This window comes from Nesterenkonia muleiensis, from assembly GCF_003600155.1.
Lineage (GTDB): Bacteria > Actinomycetota > Actinomycetes > Actinomycetales > Micrococcaceae > Nesterenkonia > Nesterenkonia muleiensis.
Genome location: NZ_QWLD01000001.1, coordinates 25938 through 40175, shown reverse-complemented (window position 1 = coordinate 40175; position 14238 = coordinate 25938). Strand labels below are relative to the sequence as shown.

Genomic DNA, 14238 nt, shown 5'->3' with positions numbered 1-14238 from the left:
ATGCCCGAAGTCCACGCGCGCACCGCCGTAGACTGGCTGCTCAACAGCCTCACCGCACACCCCCACCATCCCTGGACAATCCTACAGCGACGCCAACGGCAAGCAGCCGAATCAGCCCAGCAGAACACCGCAGAAGAAGCCCCAAGCGGACCTGAGACCTACGGCACCTCAGCTACAGCCGAGGAAGGCCTCTGGGCCAGGAAAGGCTGGGCAGGACGAGGATGACACGCCCGAACCATACACACATTCTGGCCAATAACCCACTCATACACACTGGTGGGAGACGACGAAGGCCCTGGCCAGGATTTCTCCTGATCAGGGCCTTCGCACTTTGCGTTGCGGGGGCAAGATTTGAACTTGCGACCTCCGGGTTATGAGCCCGGCGAGCTACCGAACTGCTCCACCCCGCGTTGGGATTCCCGTTCCCGGGACTTGTCTATCTTACACGCAGTCCAACAGCGCACAAAATCGGCGGCGCCCTGTGGGAGATATCTCCTACAAGACGCCGCCGACCTACCCTATTAGGTGTGAAGGCGAGCGTGCGCTGAGCGGGCTCCGCCCGCCAGCGGGACCAACTCAGTTGAGCTGGGCCTCCAGCTCGAAGAGCTCGTCGAGCACCTGTTCGAACTCCAGCTCCAACTCCATGTAGCGAGTCCTGTCGCCGTCGTCCCAGGCCTCATTGCGCTCAGCCCAGACGTCAGCGGCCTCCTGGCGAAGCTGCTCCAGACGCTCCTGGTCATCCTCGGCGGCCGGGGCGTCGTCGTCATCCTCGTCCTCATCGGTGGGAGCAGCTGCCTCCTCCTCGGTCGGAGTCGGGGTCGGAGCAGGCTCCTCCTCGTCCTCCTCGACGGCGTCCTCAGGATCGACGACGCCTTCGAGGTCATCCTCCACCGCGTCGGCGTCCACACCGGCGCCCTCAGCGGCATCCACCCCGGCGTCACCGCCGAAGACCATATCCAGAGCCTCCTGCAGGGTGTCGCCGTAGCCGACCTCCTCGCCGAAGGCGACCAGGACCATACGCAGCGCCGGATACGCCGAGTCCGTACCAGCCGACTGGACGTAGACCGGCTGGACGTTGAGGATTCCCCCGCCGGCGGGGATGGAGAGCATATTGCCGCGGATCACGTTGGAGCCGCCGATCTCCAGCACGTTCAGCTGCTGGGCCACAGCCGAGTTCGAGTCGAAGTTCGCCTGCGTCTGTCCCGGCCCGGGGATCGCTGTCTGCCGGGGCAGCTCAAGCAGCCGCAGACGGCCGTAGTCCTCGTTCTTGACACCGTCCTCGCCGGTTCCGGCATCACCGGAGGCGCCCAGGAATCCGTAGAGCACGTTGCGCTGCTGGCCATCGGCCTCCACCGCGGGGATGAAGGTGGAGGTCAGCGAGAAGGCGGGCTCCTCCTGCTCGGGCATCTGCAGAGTCATGTAGTACGGCGGCTGAGCTTCTGAGCCATCACCACGTGTGGGGTCCTCAGGAACCGACCAGGCGTCATTGCCCTCGTAGAAGCTTCCGGCGTCATCCACGTGGTACTCGGTGAGCAGCTGACGCTGGATGCGGAACATGTCCTCGGGGTAGCGCACATGGTCCAGCAGTTCCGCACTCATCTCCTCATAGGACTGCAGGGAGCTGGGGAACACCTGTTGCCAGGCCTGCAGGATCGGGTCTTCGGTATCCCAGGCGTAGAGGTCCACCGAACCGTCGTAGGCATCCACAGTAGCCTTGACCGAGTTGCGGATGTAATTGACCTGGCCGGTCAGCTGCGGAGCCTGGGTGAGCGCATCCTGAGTCGCCGCCTCCAGCTGCTGCTCGGTGGAGTAGGGGAAGTCGTTGGAGGTGGTGTAGCCCTCCACGATCCATTTGACGCTGCCGTCGACGATCGCCGGGTAGATGTTCTGGTCCACCTCCAGGTAGGGGGCGACCTTCTCCACCCGCTCCCGCGGATGACGGTCGTAGAGGATCTGCGACTCTTCATTGACATCGCCGGAGAGGAAGATCTCCGGTGACTGGAAGTTCAGCGCGTAGACCAGCCTGTTGAACAGGTTGCCCACGGAGGGGCCGCCGTCGCCGGTGAAGGTGTACTGGGTGTCTTGGCCGTTGTCGGCGGCCTCAGCATCGTCCTCATCGGTGATCTGACCCGCAGGCCGGTCCAGCTCGCGGGGTGCGGCACCTTCGGGGGCACCGACGATCGAATACTCCGGGGTGGCCTCACCGAAGTAGATCCTCGGCTCATAGTCATCGTCGGAGGCCAGATCACCGCTGGTGGGGATCCCCTGCAGGCTGAAGTCAGGACGCCCCTCAGGGGTCACCGTGTTCGCGTTGGCCGCCACCAGCCCGTAGCCGTGGGTGTAGACCAGGTGTTGGTTGACCCAGGATCCTTCCGGGGCGTTGACCTCACGGGCGGCGATCACCGTGTCGTAGGTCTGGCCGTCGATCTCGTAGCGGTCGAAGCTCAGCGTGTCCGGGAAGGTGTAGTACGGGCGGAACTGCTGGAACTGGCGGTAGGCGGCTGAGACCAGGTTAGGGTCCAGCAGGCGGATGTTCTCAATGTTGACGGCATCGTCGGCCAGGGCGCCCTCTTCTGCCTGCTGGGTCGCCTCATAGCTGATCTTCTCCAGATCATCCAGTCCGTAGGCGTAGCGGGTGAGCTCCATATTGCGCTGGATGTACTCCTCTTCCAGCGACTGCTCGGTGGGCCGGACCTGGTACTCCTGCATCAGGAACGGCACCACGCCGGCCCCGAGGATCGCGGTGATGACCAGCATCGCCGTGCCGATGATCGCAAAGCGCCACCGGGCGGTGATCGCTGTCACGATGAACACCGCCGCCACCAGCACTGCTGCGACCGCCAGAATCGTCCGGGCCGGGATCACGGCGTTGACATCGGTGTGAAGCGCACCGGCCCAGTTCCCGCCCTGGTCCTGTAGGGTGGCGAATCGGCCCAGCCACCAGTTCAGGCCCTGCAGCAGCAGGAAGACCGCGGCCACCACTGCCACGTGCCACCGGGCGGCCTTCTCCACCACGAATTTCCCGTTGGACTCAATGCGGATGGAGCCGAACAGGTAATGGCAGAGGATTCCGGCGATACCGGCCACCAGCACTGCCGAAATCAGGAACCCGATGATGAAGTTGAGGAACGGAAGGGTGAAGACGTAGAAGCCGAAGTCCATCCCGTGCTCCGGGTCGGTCTGGCCGAACGGCTCCTGGTTGATGAACAGCAGCACCTGCTGCCAGTTCGCCTGCGCCGCGGTTCCGGCGAACAAGCCCATCAGCACCGGCAGTCCGAAGATCAGCAGCCTGCGCATGGAAGTCAGCGTGGACTGATAGCGGGCCACAGAATCGCTCAGCTGACTCTCGATGCTCTGGGAGCGAGCTCTGAAGGCCAGGAACAAGCTGAGCCAGACCAGCAGACCCATCGCCAGAAACGCACCGGCGAAGACGGCGCCACGGGCCAGCCACTCGGTCCAGAACACCTCGGAGTACCCCAGGTGGGAGTACCACATCACATCTGCGTAAAACCCTGCGAAGGCCACGAAGGCACCCAGCAGTGCGGCGATGATGATGATCGTGATGATCAGCGCAGAAGGACGACGCCGCCCTCCCGAGCCGCCACCACGGTTTCCTCCGCGATCTCCGGAGCCCCCGGCGCCGCTGTCGTCGCTATTGCCCGACCCGGAGCCGAAGATCCCTCCGGAAAAAGGGTTCGAGTTTCCGAATCCCTGTGAGAAGCTCAACGTCTGTCCTCGTCTCTATATGTCTCTGCTCATTTAAGGTGCAACTGCTGCCGGATCAGCTCTGGGGGCTTTCGCCCCCGTGGTCCCTCAATCGCCCCGAAGACTCCGCGCAAGCGCAGGTCCTCACTGGACTCAATCGGCACTCCGGCCACAGGGCTCCAGCCCTGTCAAAAAGTCCTCATCACCGTCCCTGACGGCTTCGACGATCTCGGCCGCCTGGTCAACGTCCTCGACGCCGTAGACGTCAAGACCGCTGGGAAGCCTGCCCTCCAGCTCACCACAGTTCTGCCGTGGAGCCAAGAAATGCTCAACTCCTTCGTCCCGGGCTCCGACCACCTTTTGGGCGATGCCGCCTATGGCACCAACGGTCCCGTCGGGGTCTACAGTGCCGGTTCCCGCCCAGTCCTGCCCACCGGTCAGCGAGTCATCAGTCATGGTGTCGATGATCCCCAGCGAGAACATCAGCCCCGCAGAGGGCCCACCAACGTCTTGAAGCCGGATGTCGGCCTCTACGGGGAAGTCGAACTCGCTGGCCAGCAGGATGCCCACATAGTATTCCCCGTCGGCATCCTGATAGGTAGGCGCTGCGATTTCCACGTGGTCCCCGTCACGAACCACCGTCAATTCTACCGGTTCGCCCGCGGCGTCATTGACCGCCTGACGCAGACCCTCCAATCCGGTCACCGTCTCTCCCTGGGCGGCAAGTACGACGTCGCCGGGAGTCAGCAGTTGGTCCGTTCCGGCCTCCACCGCTTCCTCGGTGAAGTCCATCACGGAGAGCTCAACGGCATAGTCAGTGCCCAGGTGATCCAATGCGGCGGCCAGGGCCAGCTCCTGGGAGGAGGCCATCGCTGCGGTGTTGCGCTGCTGCACCTCCTCCGCGGTGGTGCCCGAAGGGTAGACCAGTTCCTGCGGAGTCAGGTCGACGCTGGCAGAGACCCAGCCCGCCATCGCATCCGGAACACGCACGGTGGAGGTGGGCGCCCCATTGACGTACACGGTGGTCAGCGCCAGTGACCCCTCGGTCTCATAGCTCTCGGCTCCGCTGACGGTGATGACCGGCCAGTCCTCAACCTCCCCGAGGGTGTCGAAGATCGGCCCGGGAGACTCCAACAAATAGGAGCTGGGCAGGGTCAGGGCGGCCAAGCCGGTGACCAGCGCACCCACGCCGGAGGAGATCTGGACTGTCCGGCGCAGGCTCAAGTGGCGTCCCCAGGCCCAGGGCTGTCTCCGGCATCAGAGCCTGAGCCGTTGCCCGGTCCGTCGTAGCCGCCGTCGAGCAGCTTCTTGAGCTCGTCGTCGATCTTGGCGGCCTCTGCCTGCCGGTCGGCTCGACGGTCGTGGAAACCTGACGGGTCGTCCAGATCGGTCTCGTCCGGCTGCGCATCGGGTTGGGCCCACACCTCATCACGGCCGGCGACTCCCTCCGTCTGGCGCAGCTGCCCCCAGAGCACTGCGGCGTCGCGAAGCCGACGTGGCCGCAGCTCCAGTCCGGCCAGTGCGGCGAAGGCCGCCTCAGCAGGTCCGCCGGTGGCCCGGCGCCGGTTCATGGTCTCGCGCAGTCTGCCCAGTGACGGCAGATGGGCACCAGCCTGGGCGACGACGTCGTCGACCCATCCCTCCACCAGCGCCAGGGTGGTTTCGATCCGGCGAAGAGCCGCCTCCTGCATGGGGGTTCGGTCGGATTGGAACAGTCCTTCGCCGAAGAGGTCCTCCATCTCCTGAGGATTGGAGGGGTCGATCTGGCTGGCTGCCTCTTCCACACGTTCCATATTGATGTGGATACCTGCGGCGTACTGGGCCACCGCGTTGAACAGGTCGTCCTCCAACCACGGTGCCCGGACGAACAGTCGCATCCGCGCAGCCTCCCGCAGGGCCAGGTACAGCAGGATCTCCTCGTCCTCGACCTGCAGGCCTTCGCCGAATGCTCGGATATTGGCCGGGACCAGGGCCATGCCGGCTCCGGCCAGCGGCAGGCCGATGTCTGATCCGGAATGCACCTCTCCGGCCAGTTCGCCGATCGCCTGACCGATCTGCGCCCCGAAGGCCACCGACCCCATGCGTTCCATCATGCTGGCCATCTGGCCTGCGGCATCCGGAGGCAGCATCCCCTTGAGCTCTTCAGGCAGGTTGAGACCCTCTCCGTCTTCAAGCTGCTGGCGCACCACCTGGGCCATGGCACGGCCCACTGACTCGGCCACCGGCGCGGTCAGGCGCTGCCAGGACTCAAAAGTCTGCTCGATCCACTGTTTCCGGCTGAGCCCCTGCCCGATGGTGCCGAGCGCTTCGAAGCTGGTGGCCTCGTTGAGCCACATCTCAGCCAGCCGCAGGGCGTCGTCGATCTGCTTCGCCTCAGCGGGGGTGACCGCGGCGTCGTCATTGCCCACAGCCCCCAGTGCGGCGTTCTTGGCGAGCTCCCAGTTGACCGTCTCATCGCCCTGGTTCTGCATGGCGGAGAACATCGCCTGGACCTGGCCCATGATCTGCTGCATCATCTGCGGGTCCCCGAAGCCCGGGGGCAGCTGGGAGGGGTCGAAGCCGGGCGGGAAGCCCGGGAATCCTCCGCCGGAGGACGCGGGATCCTGCCCAGCCCCCTGCTGCGATCCGCCGGGGGTGCCGGTGAATCCGATCGAGGGGCCGGTGCTGTCCGGGGCGTCCTGCTCGTCGCCGCCGGACTTGTCCCCGAAGGCTTCACCCAAGAGCCTGCGCAGGAGCTCCTCTTCATTGGGCTCGCGGCGCTCGTTGTCATCGGGCTGATCGGTCATCGCTGGCTCCTGCTCCAGTTGAGACAAAGCATGAGCCTCAAGGGTATCGCCGCCGGCTGGTGATTGCCGCCTGCGTTCGCTCACAGCCCGACCGGCTGCGCAGCGGCCCTTATTCTCAGCGCGGTTCAACACGGGTCAGGCAGGCACAGTCGAGCCCCGGCCGGACCGCAGTGGGCATGATCATCCCTGTGTCGGCCTCACCGATCAACGCCGCCTGCTCCATCAGGCACCGGTGCACCCCGTCGACCAGCACTTGGGCCTGTTGTGCGGCAACAGCTGCCGCTGCCAGCATCAGCGGGTGGGGGACGACGACGATGGGGCCGGGTGCTGCGGTCAGCAGCCCGCTGCCGTCCAGGCATTCCACGCAGACCGGGCTGTTGTGCAGCAGCAGAGGACCCACGCACCACCCGGAACTGGAAGCCAGCACCGGAAGCACAGCTGGCGACTCCTTGGCCGCACGCCGGAGGACCTGGGCCGGCAGACTGCCGTGGCCGGTGACGATATGCAGATCGGCCCCGGAGACTGTGGCGCCTTCCGGGGCCTCTACCACCGCGGTCTGCTGGGCCCGGGCTCCGATGAGCTCCGCGGCGGCCTCAGCTCTGGGGCGGCCGCGGTCAATGGCCCGGAACCCGCTGACCTGTTCGTCGACAAGGCTGTCATCGCGAAGGATCACGGTGCCGAGGCGGAGGTGGACCAGCTGGTCGGCCAGGTGCAGTCCGAGAATGTCCAGCCCGTCCACCACCACTGTGCAGAGTCTGCGCCGGGCGAGCAGAGCCGCAGGCATCTCCTCACTGTTCATGATCCTCTCCTATCACGTTTGATACATCTTTGTTCCTTTTATTATCTCTCAATAGTGCAGCCTGAGGAGGTTTTCCACAGCCGATCTCCGCAACCGGCAGTAGGCTTACCGTCTATGGCTGAGCAGGAGTTTGTGATCCAGGTGGACGGCGAGAAGGTGCTCGTGATCCGCTCTGCCAGGCGCCGCCGGACTGTTAGTGCGGACATCACCGGCGGCACGCTGCGGCTGCGAGTGCCGATGCGGCTCTCCCGGGCAGAGATGGAGACTCATGCCCGGGCTTTCCGCAAACGACTGAAGGGCCGCTCCTCCCAAGCTGGGCGCAGCGATGAGGCCCTGCTGGCCCGCGCCCGCGAGCTCTCAGCCCAATATTTCGACGGCGCCGTCCAGCCAGCATCGGCCGCATGGTCGGGCAGACAGCTGAAGCGCTGGGGATCGACGACGTCCACCACCGGGGAAATCCGGCTGTCCTCCAAGCTGCGCCGGATGCCGGGCTGGGTGGTGGACTCCGTGCTGGTTCATGAGCTGGCCCACCTGATCGAATCCGGGCACGGCCCGGAATTCCGCCGCCTGGTGGCGCGCTATCCGCACACCAAGGAGGCAGACGCGTTCCTCGCCGGGGTCACCTGGGCGGATCAGCACAGTGTGAGTTCCGGCGGCGGGGAGAGCCTCACTCGGGGTTGAGGTGTGCCTGGATGGCGGCTTTGAGCGGCTCCCCGTGCTGCTCCACCTTGCGCTCGCCGATGCCGGGGATCTCCAGCAGCGCTGCGTCGGTGGTGGGTTTGTGCTCAGCCAGCAGCTCCAGGGTCGCATCCGAGAACACCATGAAGGCCCGTACCTGTAGCTGGTGGGCGTAACTTCGCCGCCAGGAGCGCAGGTGTTCGAACAGCTGCTCATCGTAACGCGGCGGACAGTCCTCACACCGGCGGCGTGTGATCTGGGCGCCCACGGTCAGCACCGCCCCGCAGCCGGCACAGACCGCTGCCTTCCGCCTCCGGGCAGCAGCATTGAGGCTCAAGACGCCCTGGCCCGGTGCGATCCTCCTGGCCGGGGCACCCAACCCCAGCTCTTTGCGCAGCGGAATCACAAAGCGGGAGGCCTTGCGCCGGCCCCGGCCGCCGGGATGCCGAGCGGCTGCAGAGGAGAGGAACAGCTGCGTCTTAGCCCGGGTGATGCCCACATAGAGGAGCCGACGCTCCTCGTCGAGCTCCTGCTGAGTCTGCGCGAAGGTGATCGGCATCAGGCCCTCACAGAGTCCGGCCAGAAAGACCGCCTCCCACTCCAGCCCCTTGGCCGAATGCAGCGATGCCAGTGTCACTCCCTCCACCGTGGGGGCGTGCTGGACCGCCGAGCGTTCCTCGAGTTCTGCCACGAACTCCCTGAGGGTGAACTCATCCCGCTCGATGTCCAGCTGCTCGGCCAACCCCACCAGAGCCGCCAGAGACTCCCAGCGCTCACGCACCGCACCGGTGGACGACGGCGCCTGAGGCGACCAGCCGATCGAGGAGAGCACCCCCCGGACAGCGGCGGCAACGGTGTCACCGGAGTCCTCGCTGATCAACGAGCTGGTGCGTAGCGCAGCGATGGCCTCCCGCACCTCAGCGCGGGAGAAGAACCGTTCGGATCCGCGCAGCTGGTAGGAGATCCCGGCGGTGGCCAGCGCCTGCTCGAAGGCTTGGGACTGGCCGTTGGTGCGGTAGAGCACCGCGATCTCACGGAGCGCGGTACCGGTCTGGGACAGCTCGGCGACCTTCTGGGCGATCCCGGCCGCCTCGGCCTCGTCGTCGGCGTGCTCAGAGATCTCCGGGGAAGGACCCGAGCTGCGCTGGGAGATCAGCTGCAGAGGAGCGGGCCAGGCCGCCTGGCCACCGGGACGGCGGTCGGCCAGCAGAATGTTGGCCAGCTTCACCACCTCAGGGGTGGAGCGGTAGTCGCGAACGAGTCTGACCACCTCGGCCCCGGGATAGCGGCGCCGAAAGCTCAGCAGATAATCAGGGGTGGCCCCGGTGAAGGAGTAGATGGTCTGGGAGGCATCGCCGACCACGCAGAGCTCTTCGCGCCCGCCCAGCCAGTTCTCCAGCAGGCGCTGCTGCAGCGGAGAGACGTCCTGGTACTCGTCCACCACGAAATGCCGGTACTGCTGCTGGACCTGGGCGGCGACTCGCTCATCGGATTCCAGCATACCGGCGGTGAACAGCAGCACATCCTCGAAGTCCATCAGGTGCCGGTCCTCTTTGAGGTCCTCATAGGCCTGGTAGAGCCGGGCGAAGCTCTGGTGATCCGCACCGGCCGGCGTCTCGCGGTCCTCGGCGCCTGCGAGGTAGCCCTCCGGGGTGAGGGTGGAGACCTTGGCCCATTCGATCTCGGAGGCGAAGTCGCGCAGGCTGGCACGGTCTGTGGTGATCCGCAGCCGCTTGGCGGCCTCAGCCAAAAGCCGGACCTTGTAGTCCAGGATCTGCGGCAGGGCACCGCCGACGACCATCGGCCAGAAGTACTGCAGCTGCCGCAGCGCGGCGGCGTGGAAGGTGCGGGCCTGGACCCCCGGGGCACCGAGCCCGGTGAGCCGCGAGCGCATCTCCGCAGCGGCCCGGGCGGTGAAGGTCACCGCCAGCACCCGGTGCGGGTCGTAGACTCCGGCGCGGACTCCGTAGGCGATCCGGTGGGTGATCGCGCGGGTTTTCCCGGTGCCGGCACCGGCAAGGATGCACAGCGGCCCAGCAAGCGTGGACGCGGCGGCTCGCTGCTCGTCGTCGAGCCCGTCGAGCACAGATTCGGCGGGACCAGCCAGTGCATCACTCATGGTCTCTACGGTACCGCCGGGCGCGGAGGCGGCGTCGTCGTTCTCCACAGGTTCAGCACTCATGCACACGTCTCCGGCGTTTCAACGGGACACGCCGGGCACAGATCCATAGGCTGAACTCTGTGCGATGGACTTCGATGGAACTGGCTGCCCTGGCCACCCGTGCGGTGCCGGGCCTCTCCCCCACCGGGGTCGCCGATGCCCCAGACGATGCCCGCGACTTCATGTCAGCGGTCGTGATGGACGACTCCGGCAACCGGTGGCGGGTCCGCGGCCCGCAGCACAATCAGGCCGCTCTGCGGCTGGAGACCGAGGTCCAGGTGCTGCGCGGGTTCTCCACCGCCATCCGGGCTGAGCTGCCTTTCCGGGTGCCCAGCGTTGCCGGGGCGACTCGGGTCGATGACATGCGGGTGTTCGTCTACAACCACCTGCCCGGCGAACCGGTGGAGCTGCCTGAGCTGATCTCCGCCGCACCAGACCTGGTGCATGAGCTGGGCCGGACCGTCGCATCGGTGCACGATCTCTCCGAATCCGTGGTCGACCACGCCGAGTTGCCCCGCTACAGCGCTGAACGGATCCGCCAGCGCCGGCTCAACGAGCTCGACGCCGCGGCCTCCACCGGGCAGGTCCCGCCTCTGCTGCTCCGCCGCTGGGAACATGCCATGGAGGACAAGGAGCTCTGGGACTTCACCACCGCGGTGGTCCACGGAGATATGCATGAGGACAATCTGCTCATCGAAGGTGAGCGGGTGGTGGCAGTCACCGGGTGGACCGATCTGCATGTGGGCGACCCCGCCGATGATCTTGCCTGGCTGATCGCCTCACCGGACCAGACCTTCAGCAACAGTGTGCTCGCCGCGTACACGACGCACCGCAGCGCAGAGACTGACGAGCATATTCTCCGCCGGGCGGCGCTTTCGGCCGAGTTCGCCCTGGCCCAATGGCTGGTCCGCGGCACCACCGGGGAGAACCAGCAGATGGTCGAGGAGGCCATCGGCCTGCTCACGCAGCTGGCCTCCGATATTGACACCTACGGCGGCCGGCCGATCTCGCTCACTCCGTTGGAGGGTGAGGAGCCCAGGGGCCCCGCTGATGCCCAGGACTCCAAGCCGGTGCGGCGCGCCGGGGCAGCGGCCACTGTTGCCGGGGCAGGCAACTGGGATGACGACGACGGCGAACCGGCAGTGATCACCGATGCCGACGTGGCACAGAATGAGTCTGATGATGAACCCACCGGGGTGGTGACCCCGCTCCAGCCCCGGAGTCCGGCTTCTCCGGCCGCGCCCGCAGCTGCCGGGGAGGATCCGCTGACTGAGGAGATTCCGGCGTATGTGGATGACGCCGAGGAGTTCGACGGGCCTTCCCCTGCCACCGGTTCGCTGCCGATCCAGCCCGATGAGCAGTCAGAGCGGCGGGCCAAGCAGAAGAACTTCTTCCCCGCCTCGGCGGCCTCTGCCGCCAGCGCTCGCTCCGCGAGCTCCTCGGCGTCAGCCTCATCAGCGGGGTCTGTGGGGTCGGCCGCATCCTCAGCCTCAGCGCAGTCCGCGCCCTCTGCAGCGTCGGCTCCTTCCGAGACGTCCGCCGCCTCAGCTGGCTCGGGCTCTTCGGCGGCCTCAGCCGCAAGCCCCGACGGGGCGTCGTCGTCCTCCATCTATGACCGCCACCCCGGTCTCCGGCCTCCTGGGGCGTAACGGATCAGCGGGCATCCATCCCGGCACACCAGCAACTACAGGCCCGAACCTGGCTCTTGGGGAGAAGCGGTCCTGTGGACGGTTCCTGACGGCCTCCTCCGCGGGCGTTCTCCTGGTGGCGTGGATGGTCATGATGCGCCCGGTTCGATGTTGGCGTTCCGTCTGAAGACGTTGTCCGGGTCGAGCCGCTGTTTCAGGGCTCGGAGCCGTGGATAGTTGGTCCCGTGGCTGGCTCGAACCATGTCGTGGCCTTCCTCCAGGAAGCCGGGGAAGTTGAGGTAGGCGCCGCCTGCTCCGCGTGGTTCCAAGTCGGCGAGGAAGCCCCGCGCCCAAGCAACGTTAGCCTCGTCGTCGCCGGCGTGCTCCCAGTTCGCCTCGGCGTTGACCAGATAGCGGTTGCCGCGTCCGCTGAAGGCCGTATCGGACTCACCTTTTCGTTCGATTGCTCCACCGTTGAGCCATAGGTCGATCGTGGAGTGCTTCGACGGTGCGGCCAGGGTGTGTTCGGTCAGGATGTCGATGACCTCATCCGGCAACGTCTGGAGCTTGGTGGACTTCCAGTAGTAGCGGAGGCCGTCGGGGTAGTCAGGGTCGTAGATCCTCTGCACGTCGAGGTACGGCATCGGACCCGACAGGTCCACTAGCGGATCGCCGAGCCGACGCAGCGGGAGCAGGGCTTGCTCACCCTGGTCAGCCGGACCTGCATAGACGCCGAGCACTCCGACGTAGGGCACTTCGTGCGTCTCGACCGGGAAGTCCTCGCCGGCCGGTACGCGGCCGAACGCAACGAGCGTGCTCACGCGGTCGCCTGCGGCCTGCACGGTCTGCTCATGTCCGGTCAGCACGCTCCGCGCCACCTCGATCGGGTAGAGGACGAAGGCGAAGGCCACCTCGGGGTCGAGCTGATGGGCCTCAAACATCAGCTCAGTCACTACGCCGAAGTTGCCGCCTCCTCCGCGCAGGCCCCAGAGCAGATCGGGGTCTGACTTCTCGGTCGCCTCGATGACCTCGCCGGCTGCAGTCACGACTGTGGCTCCGACCAGGCTGTCACAGGTCAGGCCCCACTTGCGCCGCAACCATCCCAGCCCGCCGTTGAGGGTGAGGCCGGCCACACCGGTCTTACTGACCACCCCGGAGGGCACCACCAAGCCGTGTTCCTGTGTCGCTGTGTCGAGGTCGCTGAGTGTGGCCCCGCCTCCGGTGCGGACCAGCCCAGTGGTGGCGTCGACGTGCACGTGGCGCATCGGCGACAGGTCGATCACCAGGCCGCCGTCGATAGTGCCGAACCCGGCCACGTTGTGCCCACCTCCGCGCACCGCAAGCGCCAACCCGAGGGATTGGCCGCTTTCCACTGCCAACCTCACGTCGTCTGTCGTGGCGCACTGAGCGATCGCGGCCGGGCGCAGGTCGATCATCCCGTTCCAGACTCTCCGAGCCTCGTCATAGCGGTCGTCGTCGGGACACACCAGCCCGTCGTTGAGGCTCATTCCGAACCGCTCCCGGAGCCGGGCCGTCTCGGCGGCAGTAGTAGACATGCCTCCTCCTAGAGACCGACTAGTTGGTCTGATTATAGCAGACGGATCTGATGATCTGCCGGGCGGTACGCTCGGACTATGACCAGAAACGGAGCGCCGACGCGCCAGCGCATTCTCGACGGAGCCGAACGCCTGGTCCTGGAATACGGGCTAGGCGCCACAACAGTCGATGCCATCCTGAGGGAGACCAACTCGAGCAAGGGTGCGTTCTTTCATCATTTCCCCAGCAAGAACCACCTGGCGCGAGCCCTGGTGGAACGCTACGCCACCGCCGACCTCAGCCTCCTCGAAGGACACCTCGCCCAGGCTCGGGAAGTCAGCGATGACCCAGCGATCCAGATGGTGACCTTCCTGCGGCTGTTCGAGGAGTCCGCAGACGAGATTGTCGCCCAGCATCCGAGCTGCCTCTACGTGACATACATGTTCGACAAGGACCTCTTCGACGACGGCACCAACGACGTGATCCTCAGAACGCTCACAACCTGGCGCGAGCGTCTGGTCGAAACCCTCCACCGAGCCGCCCAGGCTCACCCACCGCGCAGTCCGGTCGACCTCGACGCTGTTGCCGACCACGTTGTCACCACGTTTGAAGGCGCATTCATCCTGACTCGCGCGATGAACGATTCCAGCCTGATGCGCCGCCAACTCGGAATCGTTCGTCACTACCTGGCAATGCTCTTTGATGTACCAGTTGACCCAGCCTCGGCGCAGAGTACGTGAAACGGCCGCTAAACTGATCACCATCGCCTGCTCCTGAACCGCCGCCATCTGTGCCGCCTTCGGGACGGCCACACCTGACTCACCCTCCCGGTGAACTGGTGCCATCCATTGAGGGGTGCCGCTGCCTACTGGGAGAAGGCCGATCAGGGACTGCACCAGCGGATGGTTTATCGGGGCTGAGCTTCTGAGACTCCGGAATCACGTT

Annotated in this window: 9 protein-coding genes, 1 tRNA gene and 1 pseudogene; 4 read left to right on the top strand and 7 right to left on the bottom strand. The window is 66.0% G+C overall.

The features are described 5' to 3' along the window. Positions 1-225 (top strand): annotated as a pseudogene (locus DVO78_RS17825) (IS256 family transposase); the annotation flags it as partial. A gap of 111 nt (positions 226-336) precedes the next feature. Here DVO78_RS17825 and DVO78_RS00165 read toward each other — a convergent pair. The 5 genes from DVO78_RS00165 to DVO78_RS00145 all read right to left on the bottom strand — a co-directional run bounded on the left by DVO78_RS00165 (position 337) and on the right by DVO78_RS00145 (position 7290). Then, a tRNA-Met gene (locus DVO78_RS00165) sits at positions 337-410 on the bottom strand. A gap of 166 nt (positions 411-576) precedes the next feature. Continuing rightward, complete coding sequence (locus tag DVO78_RS00160; protein WP_120002790.1) at positions 577-3726, bottom strand: UPF0182 family membrane protein; 3150 nt, start codon at positions 3724-3726, stop codon at positions 577-579. A 132-nt stretch (positions 3727-3858) separates the two neighbouring features. Then, positions 3859-4929: a YlbL family protein gene (locus tag DVO78_RS00155; protein WP_120002789.1), complete on the bottom strand. Its 1071-nt coding sequence runs from the start codon at positions 4927-4929 to the stop codon at positions 3859-3861. Further along, complete coding sequence (locus DVO78_RS00150) at positions 4926-6491, bottom strand: zinc-dependent metalloprotease (RefSeq protein WP_120002788.1); 1566 nt, start codon at positions 6489-6491, stop codon at positions 4926-4928. The genes DVO78_RS00155 and DVO78_RS00150 overlap by 4 nt, the downstream gene beginning before the upstream one ends. 115 nt (positions 6492-6606) lie before the next feature. After that, positions 6607-7290 carry a hypothetical protein gene (locus DVO78_RS00145; protein WP_120002787.1) on the bottom strand — a complete coding sequence of 228 codons (684 nt, stop codon included), beginning with the start codon at positions 7288-7290 and terminating at the stop codon, positions 6607-6609. 114 nt (positions 7291-7404) lie between these two features. Here DVO78_RS00145 and DVO78_RS00140 point away from each other — a divergent pair, with 114 nt between their 5' ends. Further along, positions 7405-7971, top strand: coding sequence for a M48 metallopeptidase family protein (locus tag DVO78_RS00140; protein WP_120002786.1), 567 nt, complete (start codon positions 7405-7407; stop codon positions 7969-7971). Here DVO78_RS00140 and DVO78_RS00135 read toward each other — a convergent pair. Beyond that, a complete protein-coding gene (locus tag DVO78_RS00135) occupies positions 7958-10087 on the bottom strand; it encodes an ATP-dependent DNA helicase UvrD2 (RefSeq protein ID WP_120002797.1) in 2130 nt (709 codons plus the stop codon). The genes DVO78_RS00140 and DVO78_RS00135 overlap by 14 nt on opposite strands. A gap of 122 nt (positions 10088-10209) precedes the next feature. Between DVO78_RS00135 and DVO78_RS00130 the strand changes: the two genes are divergently transcribed. Beyond that, positions 10210-11778: a phosphotransferase gene (locus tag DVO78_RS00130; RefSeq protein WP_238385050.1), complete on the top strand. Its 1569-nt coding sequence runs from the start codon at positions 10210-10212 to the stop codon at positions 11776-11778. Positions 11779-11906: 128 nt separating this feature from the next. On the opposite strand, the gene DVO78_RS00125 is transcribed toward DVO78_RS00130, so the two are convergent. Further along, positions 11907-13313 carry an FAD-binding oxidoreductase gene (locus DVO78_RS00125; protein WP_202912031.1) on the bottom strand — a complete coding sequence of 469 codons (1407 nt, stop codon included), beginning with the start codon at positions 13311-13313 and terminating at the stop codon, positions 11907-11909. Between the two features lie 78 nt (positions 13314-13391). On the opposite strand from DVO78_RS00125, the gene DVO78_RS00120 reads away from it, so the two are divergent. Beyond that, a complete protein-coding gene (locus DVO78_RS00120; protein WP_120002785.1) occupies positions 13392-14033 on the top strand; it encodes a TetR/AcrR family transcriptional regulator in 642 nt (213 codons plus the stop codon). Positions 14034-14238: the final 205 nt, after the last annotated feature.

What these genes read in the sequence shown, in the direction of transcription:
- DVO78_RS00145 (WP_120002787.1), bottom strand. Translation starts at nt 7,290, where the DNA reads ATGAACAGTGAGGAGATGCCTGCGGCTCTGCTCGCCCGGCGCAGACTC.
- DVO78_RS00150 (WP_120002788.1), bottom strand. Translation starts at nt 6,491, where the DNA reads ATGACCGATCAGCCCGATGACAACGAGCGCCGCGAGCCCAATGAAGAG.
- DVO78_RS00120 (WP_120002785.1), top strand. Translation starts at nt 13,392, where the DNA reads ATGACCAGAAACGGAGCGCCGACGCGCCAGCGCATTCTCGACGGAGCC.
- DVO78_RS00125 (WP_202912031.1), bottom strand. Translation starts at nt 13,313, where the DNA reads ATGTCTACTACTGCCGCCGAGACGGCCCGGCTCCGGGAGCGGTTCGGA.
- DVO78_RS00140 (WP_120002786.1), top strand. Translation starts at nt 7,405, where the DNA reads ATGGCTGAGCAGGAGTTTGTGATCCAGGTGGACGGCGAGAAGGTGCTC.
- DVO78_RS00135 (WP_120002797.1), bottom strand. Translation starts at nt 10,087, where the DNA reads ATGAGTGATGCACTGGCTGGTCCCGCCGAATCTGTGCTCGACGGGCTC.